Origin of the sequence: Sorangium sp. So ce448 (assembly GCF_051520915.1) — a bacterium.
Taxonomy (GTDB): domain Bacteria; phylum Myxococcota_A; class Polyangia; order Polyangiales; family Polyangiaceae; genus Sorangium; species Sorangium cellulosum_B.
The window spans coordinates 10308128-10325893 of record NZ_CP150343.1 but is presented as its reverse complement, the minus strand read 5'-3'; the positions used below and the strand labels follow the sequence as shown (position 1 = coordinate 10325893).

Sequence of the window (17766 nt, the reverse complement as noted above, 5' to 3'; positions counted from 1 at the left end):
GCCCATGACACGCGCGCGTTCGCCGCGGGGCCTCGCGAACGCGGGAAAGCTGGCCATTCCCGAATTTCCAGGACGAGCGCGCCCTGCGTCCGCCGTCCGCCGTGCGTTGTGCGTCGTCGTCGCGCGCCTGTTCCGAGATTCCTACTGACCCGCGCTCTCCAGCTCCGCCGTCGCGTCGTGGTAGGCGCGCGTGACGTCGGATTCGTCCAGGATGCCGACGATCTTGCCCTCGCCGTCGGTGACCAGGAGCTCTCGCACGCGCAGCTCCAGCAGCACCTGGAGCGCGTGGTGCAGGTCCTCCGCTTCGCTGACCGAGGCGGGGCTCGCCATCATGTCGTGCGCGATCGCGAGCCCCGAGAGCTCGGGGCTCGTCGCGGTGGCGCGCAGGATCTCGGCGTCGATGGTGCCGACGACCTTGCCGTCCTCGGAGAGCACGGGGAAGGTGTCCTGCCACTCGCACGCCGCGATGCGCTCGACGACGATCGAGGCGGGGGTCCGCGTCTCGAACGACACGAACGGCCGGCTGCGGATGACGATGTCGGCGACGCGGATGCTGCGGAGCACGTCGACGATGAGCTCACCCCGGTGCGCCGGGGACTCGCGCTTGGTCGCGACCTGCGCGCGGTAAAGGGTGCTGTGCCGGAGCGCCACGAAGGCGATGCCCTCGCAGAGCATGAGCGGCACGAGCAGGTCGTAGCTGCCGGCGAGCTCGCAGACCATGACGAGCGAGGCGATCGGCACGTGCGCGATCCCGCCGTAGAACGTGCCCATCCCGACGAGCGCGAACGCGCCGGGGTCGATGCGCGGGTCGCCGAGGAGGAGCTCCGCCGCGCGCCCGAAGGCCCCGCCCGTGAGCGCGCCGAGCACGAGCGACGGGCCGAAGTCCCCCGCGCTGCCGCCCGAGCCGACGGTGAGCGAGGTCGCGACGATCTTCGTGGCGAGCAGCACGAGCAGGAGCTGCACCGCGGTCCACCCGCCCGGCAGCCACGAGGCCCCCGTGATCGCGATCTGGGCCGCGCCATACCCCGCGCCCAGCATCCCGAACCCCTCCCCCGGCCTGGCGAAGCGCGGCCCGAGGAGCATGAGCAGCGGGGTCACGAGCGCGCCGAGCGCGAGGCCGCCGAGCGCGGGCTTCGCCCAGGGTGGCAGCGGGATCCTGTGCACCGTGTGCTCGACGGCGTGCAGCGTCCGGAGGAAGAGCGTGGCCACGAGCGAGACGACGAGCGCGAGCGCGGCGTAGAGGGGGAGGTGGCTCGGGATGAACGGGTAGCGGGGCGCGTGCGCGAAGAGGGTCGACTCGCCGAAGAAGTAAATGAAGACGGAGTACGAGACGACGCTCGCGAGGATGGAGGGGATGAGCGCGTCGGCCTCGAAGTCGTCGCGGTGCAGCACCTCGACGGCGAGGAGCGCGGCCCCGAGCGGCGTCCGGAACACGGCCGCCATGCCCGCGGCCGCGCCCGCGATGAGCAGGATCCGCCGCTCGCGCGTGTCCACCCGGAGGGCGCGCCCGATGATCGAGCCGATCGCGCCGCCGATCTGCATCGTCGGCCCCTCGCGCCCGCCGGCGCCGCCGCAGCCGAGCGTGAAGATGGAGGCGAGCGCCTTCACCACCGGGACGCGGCGGCGGAAGTTGCCGTCCAGGTGGTGGAACGCCCGGATGAAGGCGTCGCCGCCGCCGCCGCGGGTCTCGGGCGCGAGCTTCGTCGTGAGCACCCCGCCGACGAGGGCGCCGAACGCCGGCAGGACGAGGACGAGCCACGGCCGGAACGCGCCGATGTGCGCGCTCGAGAGCACCGACTCGCCCTTGGCGCGGAGCGGCTCGTAGCCGGTGACCGCGATGAAGAGCTCGTGCTCTGCGAGCTCGAGGGCGGCGAAGAACAGCGAGCCGGCGATGCCGGCCGTGACGCCGACGAGGATCGCGTGGAGCAGCACCCGACCGACGAGCTGGAACGGGATCAGCCCCCGCGCGCGGGGCATCGGTGTGCGCGCCGCCCCCGTGCGGCTGGGGCGTGATGGGGAGTATTCGCGGGACGACATCATGATCTCGTGGCCCAGGGCCTCCCCCCTCGAGCGATGGGCCTGGCAGGAGCGGTAGCTTCCCTGATCTTCGTCGGGTTGCCGCCTGAAATCGCCGCCAGGATCGATGTCCCGGAGGCGCCCCCGCGGTGTCGGTCTCCGCTCGGTCTTCCCTCGGCTTCCGTTCGGGCCTCCCGCGCTCCATGAGCCAGGAAGGAAGCCTGGCGCGGGCGCGGCATCCGGACCCGCCCGAGCCCGGACGAGGTGGAGTCATGACGACCGATCGGAGCACCGTCGAGTACGGCACCCTCATTACCGGAGACGCGAGCGTCACGATGGGCGACGCGGCCGTCCAGACGACGGACGAGAGCGTCCGCACGACCGCCGAGACCGTTGTCACGCCCGTGGTGGCGCTCGAGCTGGCCGCCGAGATCCTGGCGGGCTCGCTCGGCCCGCTGATCGACGAGGATTACGTGCAGGGCAAGACCCGGTTCCGGGACGTGCTCTGCGACCGGATCGACATCTCGCAGCTCGAGGCGGAGGAGCTTGTCGACGACATGGAGCGGTCGGGGCGGATCCGTTTCATCGGCGTGGCAGAGGGCCGGGGGTGGCACATCCAGCAGGGAGCGGGGGTGCGTTGATCACCGCTGTCCCGCGCAGAAAGACGGGCTCGCCGGTGGTGCCTGACGAAACAATTCCCTTGCCGGCGTACTCGACTCGTGGCCTACGCTGAGGCGCCTATGGAGGACGGTACGAAGCCGCGCAAGGCCGTGGTCCCGAGCGCTCCACCCGCTCCGCTCGTGATCGTGGCCGGTTGTCCTGCCGAGCTCGTCGCCGTGTGCCGGGAGGCGGGGGCCCGGCTCGGGGTGACGGTGCGCGAGTGCGATCTGCGCTCGCTCCGGGCGACGAGCGCGGCGTCGCAGCTGTACGCCGTGATCGTGGGGGAGGAGCTGTACCGGTTCGATCGGGAGGTGTTCGACGCGATCACCCGTCAGGCGCCGGCGTCGCTGGTGCGCGTCGATCGCCGGGAAGCGGACGACGAATCGGCGCGGCGGCTGCTCGTCGAGGCCGTCTTCGAGTCGGCGGCGGCCGAGCCGAGCAGCGGGATCCGGTCCATCCTGACGTGAAGCGGCGGGGCGCGGCGCGATGGTGCGCCGCCGCCGCCGGCTGCGTCAGGGCTTGCGCTTCATGCCCGGGAGGGTGGCCTTCTCGGGCGGCGGCTCGAGGTACTCGATCTGCTCCGCGGACAGGATGCCGTACTTCGGGTTGGCCGCCGCGCCGCCGGTCGACTTCGTGAACGTCACGCCGTAGGTGCCGGTGACCTTGACCTTCGCGCCGACGCCCGGGATCGGGTTCGGCAGCTCCTGGCCCCAGAACTCGTCCGTGAGCTTGGCCTCGCCCTCCTTGCCGCGCGGCGCTTTGTCGATCGCCTCGATCATGCTGTAGATCTGCGCGAAGTTCGACGCCCAGCCCATGACGTCGATCATGTCCTTCGTCTCGCCCTTCTCGTCGGCGATCGCGAAGCTCGGGACCGGCGCCTTGCAGTCCGGCGGGTCCCCCTTGCCCGTCTTGTGCACGGCACAGGCGGGGGCCTCCGCCAGGTTCGTCTTGACGATGTAGCCGACGATCGAGAGCTTCTTGCCGTTCACGTCCTCGAAGTGGACGCGGCTCCGGAGATCGTGCGTGACGCCCCAGACCGTGTAAGCGTCGCCCTGCTTCTTGTTCTTCGCGGGCAGCGTCGGCACCGCGGGCAGGGTCGCTTTGCGGCCGCTGAAGGCGGGCTTTGCCTGGTAGGGCTGCTCGTCCGTTCCGCACCCTGAAGTGCCCGCGACGAGGAGGATAGCGGCGAGGAGGGTTCGACCGAATCGGGCGTTCATGGCATCTCCAAGGTCAGCGTGACGGGCACCCCCAGCAGGAAAGATCCAGCGCTGGAGTAGCCTTCGGACAGCGGTGCGCCGCGTGCGGGTCAGGCGCCTCTCGCATGCGCGCGCGACGGCGGAAACGGCTAACACGGCCGCGAGTCGATCGTAAAGAGAAACGGAGACGTCCCCCTCTCTTCATCGATCCTCGTCGCGCGATCGCGCGATCACGCGGCAGCGCGCCGCGGCGGAGGGCGGGCGAGGGACGGCAGAGCGCGACGGGCCGCTGCCGGCGCCGCCCGATCGCCGGGCGGGAGGGCGCGAGAGGCGGGCTCGGCGATGCGCGCCGCGCGACCCGCCCGGGCTCCGCCCGGCGCCCCGAGGCCGGGTTGCGCGGGCCTCCGCGGCGTTCTCCAGGTCCCGGGGTTGCCTCGAATACGCGAAGGACGTGTTTCCGCTCTTCGCGATGGCAACATCGATCGAGTACCCTCTCCGTCCCATGCGCGAGACGACCCTGCGCACCGCTTTCGAAGCCTCGAAGGTTTTGGTGATGATCCTTGCTGGCGGCGAGGGCCGCCGGCTCGGCCCGTTGACGCACGACCGGGCGAAGCCCGCCGTGCCGTTCGGCGGCCGGTACCGGATCATCGACATCGTCCTCTCGAACTTCGTCAACTCCGGGCTGCACCGCATCAAGATCCTCACGCAGTACAAGAGCGCGTCGCTAGACGAGCACATCGCCCGAGCTTGGCGCCTCTCGCCGATGCTCGACAGCTTCATCGAGACCGTCCCCGCGCAGCAGCGCACGGGCAAGAGCTGGTTCAAGGGGTCGGCGGACGCCGTCTACCAGACCCAGCACGTCATCACGGACGAGTCGCCCGAGCACCTCTGCATCTTCGGCGGCGACCACGTCTACAAGATGGACGTGCGCCAGATGCTGCACGATCACCTGTCGCGCGACGCGGAGGTGACCGTCGCCGCCATCCCGGTGACGAAGGAGGAGGCTAGGTCCTTCGGCGTCATCGAGTGCGACGAGTCGGGGCGCATCCTCGCCTTCCACGAGAAGGTGCAGGATCCGCCGAGCATGCCCGGCAGGCCGGGCATGTGCCTCGCGTCGATGGGCAACTACATCTTCAAGACGAAGGCGCTGCTCGACGTCCTCGAGCACGACGCGGCGACCGAGGACAGCGCGCACGATTTCGGGCGCGACATCATCCCGCGCATGGTCCAGAGCGGCAGCCGCGTCTACGTCTACGATTTCCACGAGAACCTCGTCCCCGGCGAGGACGAGGGCGCGGGGTACTGGCGCGACATCGGGACGATCGACGCGTACTGGGCGGCCCAGATGGATCTCGTGAGCATCCAGCCGGCGTTCAATTTCTACAACCCGCGCTGGCCGATCCGCACCGGGATCAGCCACGACCCGCCCGCCAAGTTCGTCTTCCGCGACGAGGCGAACGCGCGCGTCGGCATCGCCACGGACAGCCTGGTCTCGCTCGGGTGCATCATCTCCGGCGGCAGGATCCACCGGAGCGTGCTCTCGAACCGGGTCCGCGTGAACTCCTTCAGCCACATCGAGGAGTGCGTGCTGTTCGAGGACGTCAAGATCGGGCGCCACGTCAAGCTCCGCCGCTGCATCATCGACAAGGACGTCGAGATCCCCGCCGGCGCCGAGATCGGCTTCAACCTCGAGGAGGACCGCAAGAAGTGGTTCGTCAGCGAGGGCGGGATCGTCGTGATCCCGAAGCGCGCCAAGATCGACTCCCCGTAATGCGCCTGACCAGGGCCCAGCGCGGCGCCCTCCGGGTGGCCGGCGCGTAACTCTCCTGAATTGCATGTAAAATTCCGATCGCGGCGCGCGGCTGCGCCTGCCGATCGCGGCGCGCTCGCCGGTCGGGCCGCGCGGTCCTGCCGCGTCCGCGGGGACGGGCCAGGGCGCCCCCATGGAACGGGCGTCCCTGCTACGTTGGGTGTGCGATGCCGCGCACGATCATCATCGGTGACGTTCACGGCTGCCGGGACGAGCTGGCGCGGCTGATCGAGCACGTGGGCCTCGTATCGGGCGATCGGGTCGTCATGGTCGGCGATCTGATCGTGCGCGGCCCTGATCCGTGCGGAACGCTCGATCTGCTCCGTGAGGTCGGCGCGATCTCCGTGCGGGGCAACCACGAGGATCGGCTGCTCCGCTGGCGTGCCGGGCGGAGCGATCCTCGCGGCGAGCCGCTGGGGGAGCTCTCGAAGGAGACCGCGCAGCAGCTGCGCAAGCGGGACTGGGCGTGGCTCGAGACGCTGCCGTACTGGCTGGATCTGCCGGAGCACGGGCTCCGTGTGGTCCATGCAGGGTTGATCCCCGGGCTGCCGATCGAGCGACAGGATCCACACACGTTGATGTACGTGCGCTGCCTCGGCCGCTACGGCGAGCCGGTCGAGCGCCGCGGGGGCAAGACGCTGTGGGGCCAGACGTACCAGGGCCCGCCGCACGTCGTGTTCGGTCACAACGCGCGGAGCGAGCCGCAGATGCACGCGTGGGCGACCGGGATCGACACGGGCGCTGTCTACGGGGGGCGCTTGACCGCGATGGTGCTCCACGACGGCGAGCGCGTCCCGCCGCCGGCGGCGCGCAACGAGGTGCTCGTCTCGGTCCCGGCGCGGCGCCGCTACGTGGGGCGTTAAAAATGCTCCGCGTCTTCCAGCGGTTCCGCGCGATCGGCCGCGCCTCTCTGCGGGAATTTCGTTAGGCTCCCGTCCGCGCCGCGGCCGCTCTCCAGGCCGGCGGCCCGTCACGGAGCAAGCCAGGTGGAGCCTCGATACCCGTTCGTTGCAGTCGATGTCCCCGAGCCGGAGGCCGACGAGATCGGCGCCCTGCTCTTCGAGCTGGGCGCCAGCGGCGTCGAGCAGCGCGACGAGCAGACCCTCGTCCGCGGCGCGCGCTCGGGCCAGGTGACGCTCGTCGCCAGCTTCGAGGAGCACGGCGAGGCGATGGAGGCCATCGCGGCGCTCGGGGAGCTGTCGCCGCCGCTCGCCGCGCGGCTCGAGGAGGTGGTGGGCGACGCCTGGCGCGACGCGTGGAAGGAGCACTTCGCGCCGTTCGCGCTGACGCCCACGATCACGGTCGTGCCGCCGTGGGAGGAGCGCGCGCCCGAGCGCGAGGGCGAGCGGGTGCTCCTGCTCGAGCCGGGCAGGGCGTTCGGCACGGGGCTCCACGCGACGACGGCGCTCGTGGCGGAGCTCCTCGACGAGCACGCGGCGGAGCTCCGCGGCCGCGAGATCCTCGACGTGGGCACGGGCAGCGGCATCCTCGCGCTCGTCGCGCTGCTGCTCGGCGCGGAGCGGGCGGTCGCGATCGACAACGACGAGGACGTGATCGAGGTGGTGCTCGAGAACGCGGCGCGCAACGGCCTCGAGGGCCGCATCGAGGCGAGCGCCGGCGTCGTCGAGGGGGTGACGCGGCGGTTCCCGTGGGTCGTCGCGAACATCGAGGCGCGGGTGCTGCGGCCCCTGGCGCCGGAGCTCGCGCGCGTGCTCGAGCCGGGCGGCTGGCTGATCCTGTCGGGCATCCTCGAGAGCGAGCGCGACGATCTGATCGCGCGGTACACGTCGCTGCCGCGCCAGCTCGAGCACGTCGCGACCCGGCCGGATCCCGCGTCGCCGGGCGGCGATCGCAGGGCGGGGCGGGGCGACGCGGGCGGCGAGGGCTGGGTGGCGCTCCTGTTCCGCGCGCCGGGCGGCGCGGCGTCCTCGCCCGGATGAGCGGCCCGGGGCTCTTGCGGGTGCCGCTCGGCGCGATCGCGGCCGGCGTGATCGCGCTGCCGCCCGAGGCGGCGAGCTACGTCGTGCGGGTGCACCGCCTCCGCGAGGGCGATCGGTTCGTCGTGTTCGATCCGGAGCTCGGGGTCGAGGCGGAGGCCACGCTCGAGTCGATCGGCCGCCGCGGGGCGGAGGCGCGCATCGACGCGCCCCGCCCGGCCGCGCTGCGGCCAGGCCGGCGCGTGACGTGGATCCAGGCGGTGGGCAAGGGTGACAAGATGGACGCGGTGGTGCGCGACGCGACCGAGCTCGGGGCGACGCGGATCATCCCGGCGATCTCGGCGCGGAGCGTGGCGCGGCCCGCGGAGGAAAAGAGCCAGCGCTGGCGCCGGATCGCGGTCGAGGCGGCGCGCCAGTGCGGCCGCGGGGACGCGCCCCGGGTGGAGGCGCCGATGAGCCTCGCGGCGGCGCTCGCCGAGGCGCAGGCGGCGCCGTCGACCGAGGGGGGCGCGCTGGGGATGTGCCTGGATCCCTACGCGGAGACGCCGCTCGGCGCGCGGCTCGCCGCGCTGTCGCCGGGCATGGAGGCGGCGTTCGCTGTCGGGCCGGAGGGCGGGTTCACGCCGGAGGAGCTCGGCATGTGCGCGGCGCTCGGGTTCGAGCGGGTGCGCCTCGGCGCGCTGACGCTGCGCACGGAGACGGTGTGCGCGGCGGCGCTCGGGGCGCTGATCGCGGTGAGCGACGCGCGCGCGGGGTGATGGGGCGGCGGTCGGCGAGCGGCGCGCTGGCCGGCGCTGGTGGCAGCGCCAGCGGCTCGTCGTCGCGCGGCGCGGCGCGGTGGATCGCGGCGTTGCTCGGCGCGCTCGCGGTCGCGCTCTGCGCGTGCGGCAACACGGCAGACGCTCCGAGGAGAGCGCGGGCGCCGGCGGGCGACGGGGCGGCGCTCGAGCCAGCGGAGCCCGGCCTCGTGCCTGCAGCGCCGGCCCCGGCCATCTCCGCGGCCGCGACCGCGCCGTCCGAGCCGGCGCCGTGGCCCCGAGCGCGCCCGCCGCGTGTCGAGACGGACTGGTGCATCGACGGCGTCGACGCGCTCGACGAGGAGACCTGCTACGTCCTGCCCGACGCGCCGACCCGGACGCTGCTGCTCTACCTTCACGGCATCGTCCCGCCGGGGAAGGAGAGCCAGCAGAAGACCAACTTCGAGACGGTCGTGTCCCGCGCCGCGCGGCGCGCGGGCGTCGCCGCGCTGATGCCGCGCGGCAAGGTCGGCCTCGCGCCGAAGGGCTACGCGAGCTGGTGGGGCTGGCCGACGGGCGGGAGGGCGTACGACGAGCACGCAGCTTCGTTCGTCGCGGTGTTCGCGGAGAAGCGGAGGAGGCTCGAGGAGATCGCCGGGGCCTCGTTCTCGCGGGTGTACGTCGCCGGCTCGTCGTCGGGCGCGTACTTCGCCGCGGCGCTCGCGCTGCGCGGCGGGATCGACGCCGACGGGTTCGGCGCGATGTCCGGCGGGGGAGGCCGCGCGACGCCCGAGCTCGCGACGCTCGCCCCGAGGCCGTTCTACATCGGCTTCGGCGCCCACGACACGGTGGGCGGCTCGGCCCGCGCCCTCGCGGATGTCCTGCGCGGCGCTGGCTGGCCCGTGCGCGTCGCCGAGCACCCGTTCGGCCACGGCGCGAAGGAGGTGTACCTGGACGAGGCGTTCGCCTTCTGGCGCGAGCACGAGGCGCGCTGATCCCGCGGGTCAGAACTAGATCCCGAGCGTGTCCTCGACCCACGACAGCCCGCCATCGAGGGGCTCCGGCGATGCCGTCTCTGACTCCGAGACGTAGCACTACTGCGGGAGGTCGCCCTGAGAGGCGAACCGCCAAGGCGCCAAGGGCGCCAAGAAACCAGGGGAATAAGAGGGGGAATGCCGGGACGGCCCTCCCCTTCTTCTCTTGGCGGCCTCGGCGCCTTGGCGGTTTTTCTGCTGATCCGGGGCAACTTCCCGCAGTAGAGGTAGGTCACGGTCGTGCGCGCCGAGGAGCGCCGCGGCACGGTCGTGCGAGGGAGATCACTCGCCGCGACCGAGGAAGTCCATCAGCCAGGTCATTGCCGGCCGCATCGTGCCGTCCGGGTACAGGAGGCCCGTGCTGTCCCTCCAGGTGGAGCCGACGACGTAGCCCCAGAGGGTGATGCCCTTCACGGCGCTGTGGTTGTAGAACATCGGGAACTGCTCCTCCATCACCCTGCGTTGCTCGTCGTCGTCCGCGAGGCTGATGTCGTACTCGGTGATGTACACGGGCAGGCCCGTGGCGGCGAGCCTGTTGATGTAGTGCATCACGGTTCTGGTGCTGATCTTGTACGCGTCGTGGGCCTCCGCGCCGAGGCCGTCGATCGGGGCGCCCGCCTCCAGCGCCGCCTTCACGATCTCGACGAAGTGGTTGTGATCGCTCTCGTACTCGATGTTGTTGTAGTCGTTGAGGATCAAGGTCGCGTCCGGGCAGAACTCGCGAGCCCACTTGAAGGAGTTGACGATCCAGTCATAGCCGCTCTCGCCGGCGCCTCCGATGGCGTTCATGAAGGGAGGCACGGTGTGGGGCGGCGGCTCGTTGACGACGACGATGTACTTCGTGTCGGGGTACCGCTCGCAGAACGCCTGCATCCAGTCCCTCACGGCCTGCCGCTGCTCCTCCGCCGGGAGACTCACGAGCCAGGCCGCCTGCGAGGCACCCCACACGAAGCTGTGCTGCATGAAGGGGATGTCGTTGTCCTGCGCGTACTCGTAGATCGCGTCGAGCCTGCTCCAGTCTCGAACGCCGCGGGTCCTCTCGACAGAGGGCCATTTGCCCTCGTTCTCGGGCGCGATCTGGTTCCAGTGCTGGATGAAGCCGTCGCGCACCTGGCCCCTCGTCGTGATGTTGCCGACGAACTTGCCGGTGCTGCCGCTCGAGCCACCCGACCCGTCGCTGGAACCGCCGGCCCCGGAGCTGCTCGGTCCAGCGCCTCCGGCGGCTCCGGCGCCTCCGTTGCCCCCGTCGCCGGAGCCGCCCGTACCAGAGCCCAGAGCGCCCGTGCTGCCCGTGCCGGCTCCGCCGGCGCCCGTTGCGCCGGCGCTGGCGCTGGCGCCATGGCCCCCCGCTCCCGTCGTGCCCCCCGCGCTCGACGAGCCGCTCGGGCCATCGTCAGCCTTGTCCACCTTGCCAGAGCAGCCGGAGAGGGCCGCGATCCCGAGTGCGATCGAGGTCGTGCCGCACAGCCATCGAGAAGAACGGTTCTTGTTCATGCCAACCACCCGCAAGCTGAAGGATCGTGACCGGTGACTCCCGGAGCGGGAAAGCCGAGGGGAGCAGCGCGAGGTACAGAGCATGCGCTCAGCGCCACGTACGCCAGACAGACCGGCCCCCCGGAGTTCCCGTTGCCCCTCGGATCTATCACGACCCGTGCGGTGGAGCGATCCTCCACGGTCACGAGCGCGGGCGAACCGCGTGAGGAGCGACGCGGCGCGCCGCACCCTCGCGGCGCTCCCCCGGGGGGTGCGCCGCGCCACGCCGCTCTGTGCACCTGAAAGACGCATCTCCTTTGCACCGGCGAGGCCCGGTCGTCGGCGCGGCGTCCGCGAAAGTGCTCTTGCGCGCTCCGACGTAGCCTGCACGGGGGGCTTCCGTGGGATGGCGCGCTCGGCGTTCTTACATTCGCCCGGGGCTCGCGGTAGAACGCGAGGTTCGTGAGGTAAGACAGCATGACCTACAGCTTCCCAAGCTATGTGCCCGGCATTGCCATTGCCATCGCGGTGCTCGCTGCGTCGATCGGCGTGCTCCTGCTGTGGAGGCGTCAGCCGCTGGTGGTTGCCTTGATCGCATTCGGGGTTTCTGCGGTAGCCGGTGGCCTCGTCGCACCGATGCTGGCGATGGATCGGGTCGTTCTCGACGACGAGAAGCTGGAGCAGACGACAGGTTTCTGGTTCGCGCCGACCGTGAAGGGATTTCGTCTCGCCGAGGTCGAGTCCGTCGCGATTGGCACCGCCAGGGATAGAAAGAATCGCGAGATCGAGGTGTGGATTGTGAAGGGGAGGGACGGCCAGACGCGAGAGATCGACCCGGGTGATCTCTGGGAGATGAACGGTCAGGACATCCTCCGGCGCCTGAGAGAGAAAGGGATCGACGTCAGGCGATGAGGAGATGTTTGCTTGTCTCGCGCTCGGGGCGACCTCGGCGGCGCTTGCTGGCCGGGCCGCCGGGTCCTTGGCGAGCATGCGCGGACCGGGGCATCGAGCGCTGGCGGGGCGTCGGGCCGGAGCTCGCGCACCCGCGGCGCGGGCTCGCGCAGCAGCCGCGCCAGCACCGCGAGGAGGTTCGCCCCCGCGAAGGCCGGCTGGCCGGTGAGGCGCTCGAAGAGCAGGGCCCCAGCGCGAACCCGTCGGCGCGCTCGCCGCGGGCCTGCTCCGGGGCCAGGTAGCCCGGGGTGCCCATCACCACGCCGGTCCAGGCGCGTGAGGGGCCCCTGGACGAGCGTGCCGCCCCCGAGCTCTTCGCTTGCGCGGCTCTCCGCGTTGATATCATTCAGCGTGAGCAGCAGCCGATCGAACGTCGAAATTCCCAGCGTGTGGATGTGTCGTGAGCTCTGATGGGGGCGACTGCGACTTTCCGCCATGGCGGCGCCACCCCCTGAGGTGGAGCGCTCCTCGGGTCCTGCCGTATTTTCGCGCCGGCATGGGGTGTGCTCGAGGTCGAGCGCCATGCCGACGCTCGAGCACAACGCCCTCGTCGAGATGTTCCGCGAGCACCCCGAGCTCGCGCCCCACTGGCTCGCGACGCTCTTCCACCTCGAGGTGCCGCCACACACCTCGGTCGGGGTGGTCGAGTCGTCGCTCGACCAGCTTATCCCGATGGAGTTCCGCGCTGACCTGGTGCTCGAGCTTCGAGACGCGAGCGGCGCGCTGGTGCTTGCGATTGTCATCGAGGTCCAGCGCGACATGGATCCGGACAAGAAGTTCTCGTGGCCGACGTACGTCACGGTCGTGCGTGCCAGGAAGCGCTGCGGCACGGTCGTCCTCGTGATCGCACCGGACGCCGGCGTGGCCGCCTGGTCGGCGGAGAACATCGACCTCGGCCTGGGCCGCGGCCACGTCGAGCCGCTGGTGCTCGGTCCGGCCGTCGTCCCCGAGATCACCGACCCAGCCAAGGCGGAGAAGGACACCGAGCTGGCGGTGCTCTCGGCGGTGGCGCACGGCAATGGGCCGAACGGGCTCACCGTGCTCAAGGCCGCGCTCGTTGCGCTTGGCCGGCTCGACCAAGAGCACGCGATGGTCTACTTTCAGGTCATCTGGAAAGGGTTGCGTGAGCCCATGCGGCGGGCTCTGGAGGCGTTGGCCATGGAACGGCAGATCGAAGACGAGGCGAGGTTTCCGTTCGTGCGGGAGCTCATGGATCGCAGCGAGCTCAAGGGTCTACGTGAGGGCGAGCTCAAGGGCAAGAGGGACACGCTGCTGCGGCTGCTTGCGCGCGCAGGGATCGCGCTGAACGCGAACGAGAGCGCGCGCATTCACGCATGCACGGACATCGCGACCCTCGACCGCTGGCTTGATAACGTCCTCGGGGCGAAGACCGCCGCCGACGTGCTCTCCTGACGGTTGACGGATCTGGCCCAACAACCCGACAAGGCGATGAATCTGACGGGCTTTGCTCGTGGATTATCACCGCATGTGGCCGAGCTCTGGGCTCCTCCTCCTGCGCCGGATGTTATCGAACGGCTGCTGCCTATGCCTTCCTCTCGATCGTCTTTTCGGTGGCGATCCTGTGCTGCCCAGCGCGTCAGAAGGGGCGCCGCGACTCTGAAGGGCAGCTCATGACTGACGAATGCTGCCAAGCTCCCTGGGTAGCTCGACGTCGCCTCAGCGCCAGCGCGCCAGCTCCTTGACGTCGATGCGATAGACCGGGCTGATCTTGCCCTGCTGCTCGGGATTCGGGCAACGCAGACCGGGGATGGCGTCGGACGAAGCCAGCCGGGGGAACCGGTTCGCCAGCTGGCCCCTGTTCGGGCCGTCCGGTTTGCGGTTGTATTCCTTCAGCAGGAACGTCACGAACTCGGCTTCGGTCCACGCCGGGTCTTGCGAATCGAACGTGGTGAAGCGCGGCTCGCCGCCGACGTTGCCGAGATAGATGGCGTTGGCACCCCGCCAGGTGGCGAAGGAGCTGTCGTGGTGGCGCTTGACGTAGTCCGGATGATTGTAGAAATACACCCAATCGCCGGGGCGCAGCTGGTCGACGGAGTCCACGGCCAGCGCCACCCGCAGCTTGCTCACGCTGCCCTCGTCTCCCGGAGCGACCTGCACGATGTCCTCGGTGACCCCGTCGAGCGCCGCCGTGCCGACCGTCTTCATGAAGGCGCGCAAGAAGCAGATGTGCAGCGCGCTCATGCACTCGATGGCGATGGGATGGGCGTCCCAGGTGAACAGATCCTCGAGGGCGGCGGACGCGCTGAAGTCCTCGGTGTTGGCGAAATTCATGGTGGTGGAGTGGGCGGGGTGGTCGTCATTGACGGGCGCGTCCGCCATCCACGACCGCTCCGGGAAGCGATAGACACCGCCATCCCATTCGTTGGCGTAGATGAAGCGTCGATCCTGGCCCGGACGTCGCGCGGTGTTGAGCTCGCGGAGGCTGGCGATCATCCATTGGCCGAACAGAGCCTCTCGGTGCTCGACCACGCAGGTGCGGACGATGTCGACCAGGTCGCGTGCCCGGCCTTGCATGGGCTTCGAGCGGGCGTGGTTTCTGGCCAAGCCCACGAGCAACTTGCGGCGATACAGCCAGGCCCGGTCCGCGTACTGGGGCGGGATTTGACCTTCCTCGACCTTGGCCAGGCGCCGGAGCAGGATGCGCCGCTCGTTCTGGAGCTTTCGCGCCCTGTTGAGCACACGGCGGATGTGCTGGCGCTCTGCGGGCCAGTCGGTGTTGCCGGGCGGGGCCGTTGTGTGGTCGAGACGGACGAGCTCCTCGTCGATCCGGTCGATGCGCCGCTGGCAGCGCGCGGCTGCCCGCAACAACGTCGCCACGTTCAACGGCACGCGCGCACCCGAGCCGCAGCGACACTTGCCCACGCAGCCGCGATCGGGCGCCGTCGCATCGCTTACCCGATCACCAGCTCGTCCGCGATGGCCTGCGCCTTGGCCTCGCTGGTCACATTCCCGGCGCGGAGCGTGGCGACGAGCGCCCCGTACTCAGGCTGTTCCTCGAACGTGTCGCCGAGCTCGAAGCACAGATCCACATAGCTGGTCACGTGAGCCTCGAGGTGAAGCCCATGGCCCGCCGCCCGCTGGAGCTGCGCCTTCAGGCGCTCAATCAGCGTCTCGTCGTTCGTGCTCCAGACCTGTTCCGGATACATCACCCGCACGCGTTCGAGCAGGCGCGGCATGAGCTCGGCGTCCGAGCGCCGGGCCAGGAGCCTCATTTGCTCGCGCCGGATGGTCAGCACGACGCAATTACGACGGCTTCGTCAACCCGTGTCAAGAACGATAAGACGAGCAAGGCCGATCCTGCAAGCCCGACCCCGCCGAGCGCGCCTCCCCCCTCGCGCCAACCACGGAAGGACCACGCCGCCGCGCCCTCCACGCCCGCGCGAGATCGCCCCCGCGGCGCACTTCGCCCCTCGCGCCCTCGCGCCCTCGCGGGCGATGCCGACACGCGTGCCTCGAGCCCGAGGGAAGCCCGGAAGCCGCTTGTCGGCTGGGAGGGCTGGCACGCTGGTTGCCTGTCTGTGGCGTTGGCACACATGGAGTGGATGAAACCCGCGATTCGAGCGTCGTTCGGCCCGGGGCCGCGGCACAACGATCCGGGTTTGGCACACCGGCACACCAGCCCCCGTGCCGCCAAAGGAGCAGGGAAACCCGTGCACACCCGACGAATTCTCTCCACCCTGATCAGCGTCGGCTTGCTGGCGGCGTGTTCTGGTTCCACCGAGCCGGGGGGGCCGGGCCCCGCCGGTCCCGGCGACGAGCGTCCCGCAGACGTCGGAACCCAGGTGCAGCTCGAGCTCAGCTCGGTCGCCGCGACCGAAGTCGAAGCCCAGGTGGCCACCGCCAAACAACACGACGCGGCATCCCTCCAGGAGGCCTACGCTGTCTCGTTCTCGAACGATCTGGGCTACGGTCTCACGGACGTTCAGAACCTCGATCTGATCCAGAGATCAGAGCTGGGCCTGAATGACGCGGAGCTCGAGGTCCTGGCCGCGAACGGCTTCGTGGTTTCCAGTCGACTTGCCTATCCGAGCTTTCCCTACGCCTACGCGGCCATCTACGTGCACGATTTGCCGGTCTTCGTGAGCGGCGACATGGTGCTCGAGGCCATGCACCGCTCGTACGACGACATCTTGCAGGCCCTGGAACAGGCCGTCTTGATCCCGCGTGTCACCCGCTTGCTCGACACGATGCGTGCTCGCCTGGCGTCCGGAGATTCCGGGCTCTCGCAGCAGGCTGCAGCCGACGCGGACTTCTACCTGACCGTCGCGCGCAGCCTGCTGATGGGAGCGCCGAGCGCCCCCGTGGCGGGAGCCAGCAACGCCGAGATCGCGTCCTTCCTGACGCACGCCGAAGCGGCCGACGGAGAACAGCAAAAGTCCATGTTCGGCGTTCCGCGCCGCTTCGACTTCTCGCAGTTCAAGCCTCGGGGCCACTACACGGACACGGTGGCGCTCGAGCGCTATTTCCGCGCCATGATGTGGATGGGACGCATCGACTTTCGGCTCATCGAGACCATGCCCGACGGCTCGCGCGTCTTCTGGCGCCGTCAGCTCGAGGCAGCGCTGGCGCTGCGTGACTTGATGGATGCCGCGGCGCTGGAAGACTGGTCGGGCATCGATCGGACCGTCACCGCGTTCGTGGGTGAGCACGACTACATGATCGTGCCCGAGCTGGACGGGCTGTTGAAAGGCCTGGGGGTGTCCGATGCGAGCGGGCTTGCTGCCATCGATGACTCGACGATCGCTCAGGCGATCATCGACGGGCGCTACGGCGAGCAGCGCATCGCGAGTCACATCATGCGAAAGAACGGCGGCGATTCCACGTTCCCGCTCAATGCGAGCTTCGCGTTCTTCGGGCAGCGCTACGTGATCGACAGCCACGTGTTCTCCAACGTTGTGTACGACCGGACCGCGACGCGCGTGGTCCCGAACCCGCTCGACGCCGCGTTCGCCGCCCTGAAGAACGACCACGCGGTGAGCTTGCTCGCGAGCGAGCTCGAAGAATGGAACTACGCCGGCGATCTGGCGGCCGTTCGCGTCATCGCCGACGCCCACCCGCCGTCGTACTGGGAAGGCAGCCTGTACACGTCCTGGCTCGGGGCGCTGCAGACGCTCTCGGCGAACGCCACGACCCTGGGGCCAGCCGCGGAAGGTCTACCCAGCGTGGCGCGCAGCGAGGCGTGGGGGCGCCGTTTGCTGAACACCCAGCTCGGATCGTGGGCGCAGCTCAGGCACGACACGATCTTGTATGCCAAGCAGTCGTATACCGGCAGCCAGGGCTGCGACTTTCCGGATGCGTACGTCGAGCCCTACCCCGAGCTGTTTCAACGGATCGCCAGGTTCGCCGGCCAGGGCCAGGCCCTGGTCGATACCCTCGATTTCAGCTTGAACGGGAACGACGCGTTGGCGAACCAGGTGAGCGCCTACTTCGGCACCCTGTCGCGTATCGCGACCACCTTGAGTGAAATGGCGGAAGCGCAGCGGACGGGTATGCCGCACTCGGAAGAGCACCTGACCTTCATCAAGCAGGCAATTCACATCGAGGGCGGTGGCAGCGGTGACCCCTGGCAAACGGGCTGGTACAAGGATCTGTTCTTCGATCCCGTCGACGGCTTGAAGAGCGACCCGACCATCGCCGATGTGCACACCGACATCGGAGGCGACCTGCCGGTCCCGCGATCTCCGTCGGTGTTGCACGTGGGCACCGGCAATCCACGCATGATGGTCATGACGGTCGATACATGTCAGGGGCCTCGCGCGTACGCGGGCGCGGTGTTCGCCTACCACGAGCACCTGGCAGAGGGCTTCACCCGACTCACCGACCAGGAATGGGCTCAGAAGCTGGTTCTGGATCCGCCGGTCGATGTTCCGTGGATGGCGCCGGTGCTGGCGGAGTAGGAACCGGCGCGGGCCAGGCCTCGGCGCGCAGGGC

The 17766-nt window shown here is 70.0% G+C and carries 15 protein-coding genes; 10 read left to right on the top strand and 5 right to left on the bottom strand.

Annotated elements, in window-relative coordinates; genetic code table 11:
• Positions 1 to 141: 141 nt before the first annotated feature.
• A complete protein-coding gene (locus tag WMF45_RS38970; protein ID WP_437711007.1) occupies positions 142 to 1977 on the bottom strand; it encodes a chloride channel protein in 1836 nt (611 codons plus the stop codon).
• Between the two features lie 311 nt (positions 1978 to 2288).
• Here WMF45_RS38970 and WMF45_RS38965 point away from each other — a divergent pair, with 311 nt between their 5' ends.
• Complete coding sequence (locus tag WMF45_RS38965) at positions 2289 to 2657, top strand: hypothetical protein (protein ID WP_437544954.1); 369 nt, start codon at positions 2289 to 2291, stop codon at positions 2655 to 2657.
• Between the two features lie 99 nt (positions 2658 to 2756).
• Positions 2757 to 3143, top strand: a complete 387-nt coding sequence (locus tag WMF45_RS38960) for a hypothetical protein (protein ID WP_437711006.1) — start codon at positions 2757 to 2759, stop codon at positions 3141 to 3143.
• Between the two features lie 45 nt (positions 3144 to 3188).
• Here the strand turns inward: WMF45_RS38960 and WMF45_RS38955 are convergent, their stop codons facing one another.
• Entirely contained in the window at positions 3189 to 3893 is a 705-nt protein-coding gene (locus WMF45_RS38955) for a hypothetical protein (protein ID WP_437711005.1), read from the bottom strand.
• Positions 3894 to 4374: 481 nt separating this feature from the next.
• Between WMF45_RS38955 and glgC the strand changes: the two genes are divergently transcribed.
• From glgC to WMF45_RS38930, 5 genes are all read left to right on the top strand, one after another.
• Positions 4375 to 5643 (top strand): glucose-1-phosphate adenylyltransferase, encoded by a 1269-nt coding sequence (gene glgC / locus WMF45_RS38950; RefSeq protein WP_437544951.1) that lies wholly within the window; start codon positions 4375 to 4377, stop codon positions 5641 to 5643.
• 206 nt (positions 5644 to 5849) lie between these two features.
• Positions 5850 to 6545, top strand: coding sequence for a metallophosphoesterase (locus WMF45_RS38945; protein ID WP_437711004.1), 696 nt, complete (start codon positions 5850 to 5852; stop codon positions 6543 to 6545).
• A 123-nt stretch (positions 6546 to 6668) separates the two neighbouring features.
• On the top strand, positions 6669 to 7622 hold the full coding sequence (locus WMF45_RS38940; protein WP_437711003.1) for a 50S ribosomal protein L11 methyltransferase: 954 nt from the start codon (positions 6669 to 6671) through the stop codon (positions 7620 to 7622).
• Positions 7619 to 8377, top strand: coding sequence for an RsmE family RNA methyltransferase (locus WMF45_RS38935; protein WP_437711002.1), 759 nt, complete (start codon positions 7619 to 7621; stop codon positions 8375 to 8377). The genes WMF45_RS38940 and WMF45_RS38935 overlap by 4 nt, the downstream gene beginning before the upstream one ends.
• Positions 8377 to 9351, top strand: a complete 975-nt coding sequence (locus WMF45_RS38930) for an alpha/beta hydrolase (protein WP_437711001.1) — start codon at positions 8377 to 8379, stop codon at positions 9349 to 9351. The genes WMF45_RS38935 and WMF45_RS38930 overlap by 1 nt, the downstream gene beginning before the upstream one ends.
• A gap of 321 nt (positions 9352 to 9672) precedes the next feature.
• Here WMF45_RS38930 and WMF45_RS38925 read toward each other — a convergent pair whose 3' ends face one another.
• On the bottom strand, positions 9673 to 10884 hold the full coding sequence (locus WMF45_RS38925) for an endo-1,4-beta-xylanase (protein WP_437711000.1): 1212 nt from the start codon (positions 10882 to 10884) through the stop codon (positions 9673 to 9675).
• Positions 10885 to 11340: 456 nt separating this feature from the next.
• On the opposite strand from WMF45_RS38925, the gene WMF45_RS38920 reads away from it, so the two are divergent.
• Positions 11341 to 11775, top strand: a complete 435-nt coding sequence (locus tag WMF45_RS38920) for a hypothetical protein (protein ID WP_437710999.1) — start codon at positions 11341 to 11343, stop codon at positions 11773 to 11775.
• A 561-nt stretch (positions 11776 to 12336) separates the two neighbouring features.
• Positions 12337 to 13227: a hypothetical protein gene (locus tag WMF45_RS38915; RefSeq protein ID WP_437710998.1), complete on the top strand. Its 891-nt coding sequence runs from the start codon at positions 12337 to 12339 to the stop codon at positions 13225 to 13227.
• Positions 13228 to 13491: 264 nt separating this feature from the next.
• Here WMF45_RS38915 and WMF45_RS38910 read toward each other — a convergent pair whose 3' ends face one another.
• On the bottom strand, positions 13492 to 14664 hold the full coding sequence (locus WMF45_RS38910) for a hypothetical protein (RefSeq protein ID WP_437710997.1): 1173 nt from the start codon (positions 14662 to 14664) through the stop codon (positions 13492 to 13494).
• A 62-nt stretch (positions 14665 to 14726) separates the two neighbouring features.
• The gene (locus WMF45_RS38905; protein ID WP_437710996.1) at positions 14727 to 15047 is read right to left on the bottom strand and encodes a hypothetical protein; all 321 of its coding nucleotides are present in this window, start codon (positions 15045 to 15047) and stop codon (positions 14727 to 14729) included.
• Positions 15048 to 15377: 330 nt separating this feature from the next.
• Between WMF45_RS38905 and WMF45_RS38900 the strand changes: the two genes are divergently transcribed.
• Complete coding sequence (locus tag WMF45_RS38900) at positions 15378 to 17732, top strand: DUF3160 domain-containing protein (protein WP_437710995.1); 2355 nt, start codon at positions 15378 to 15380, stop codon at positions 17730 to 17732.
• The last annotated feature ends 34 nt before the right edge of the window (positions 17733 to 17766 follow it).

Coding starts and splice junctions, on each gene's coding strand:
- WMF45_RS38915 (WP_437710998.1), top strand. CDS start 12,337: ATGCCGACGCTCGAGCACAACGCCCTCGTCGAGATGTTCCGCGAGCAC.
- WMF45_RS38955 (WP_437711005.1), bottom strand. CDS start 3,893: ATGAACGCCCGATTCGGTCGAACCCTCCTCGCCGCTATCCTCCTCGTC.
- WMF45_RS38900 (WP_437710995.1), top strand. CDS start 15,378: ATGAAACCCGCGATTCGAGCGTCGTTCGGCCCGGGGCCGCGGCACAAC.
- WMF45_RS38960 (WP_437711006.1), top strand. CDS start 2,757: ATGGAGGACGGTACGAAGCCGCGCAAGGCCGTGGTCCCGAGCGCTCCA.
- WMF45_RS38945 (WP_437711004.1), top strand. CDS start 5,850: ATGCCGCGCACGATCATCATCGGTGACGTTCACGGCTGCCGGGACGAG.
- WMF45_RS38965 (WP_437544954.1), top strand. CDS start 2,289: ATGACGACCGATCGGAGCACCGTCGAGTACGGCACCCTCATTACCGGA.
- WMF45_RS38930 (WP_437711001.1), top strand. CDS start 8,377: ATGGGGCGGCGGTCGGCGAGCGGCGCGCTGGCCGGCGCTGGTGGCAGC.
- WMF45_RS38920 (WP_437710999.1), top strand. CDS start 11,341: ATGACCTACAGCTTCCCAAGCTATGTGCCCGGCATTGCCATTGCCATC.
- WMF45_RS38925 (WP_437711000.1), bottom strand. CDS start 10,884: ATGAACAAGAACCGTTCTTCTCGATGGCTGTGCGGCACGACCTCGATC.
- glgC (WP_437544951.1), top strand. CDS start 4,375: ATGCGCGAGACGACCCTGCGCACCGCTTTCGAAGCCTCGAAGGTTTTG.
- WMF45_RS38905 (WP_437710996.1), bottom strand. CDS start 15,047: ATGAGGCTCCTGGCCCGGCGCTCGGACGCCGAGCTCATGCCGCGCCTG.
- WMF45_RS38970 (WP_437711007.1), bottom strand. CDS start 1,977: ATGCCCCGCGCGCGGGGGCTGATCCCGTTCCAGCTCGTCGGTCGGGTG.
- WMF45_RS38935 (WP_437711002.1), top strand. CDS start 7,619: ATGAGCGGCCCGGGGCTCTTGCGGGTGCCGCTCGGCGCGATCGCGGCC.